Here is a 296-nt window from a genome sequence, read left to right as displayed (position 1 = left end):
CCTATGAATCGTTTGTTGCCGATATTGTTGCTCGCCGTAATCGCCGTGTAAGTGATAAATACGCAGTAGAGCAGCGACAATTACATGCTTTACCAAAGACGATGAGCGTCAATTACACCGAGCATTATCTAACGGTGTCACGTACGAGTACTATTTCATTGAAACGTGTTACCTATAGCGTCCCGTCACGCCTTATTGGTAGCCGATTACTTGTTCGTTTATATGACAACCGTTTAGAGCTGCGCTATGGCAGCGATTTAGTTCAAACGTTAGCGCGTGTCTATGCCTCTAAAGGG

General features: G+C 44.9%; 1 protein-coding gene. It reads left to right on the top strand.

Going from position 1 to position 296, the window contains the following annotated elements; genetic code table 11:
• On the top strand, positions 1 to 296 hold a 296-nt coding region (locus ACT3RM_RS18290), incomplete at both ends, for a Mu transposase domain-containing protein (RefSeq protein ID WP_444511567.1).

The organism is Pseudoalteromonas sp. AOP7-A1-14 (genome assembly GCF_052376275.1).
Lineage (GTDB): Bacteria > Pseudomonadota > Gammaproteobacteria > Enterobacterales > Alteromonadaceae > Pseudoalteromonas.
Note: the sequence above shows the minus strand (reverse complement) of the source record. Positions and strands in the feature narration are given on the sequence as shown.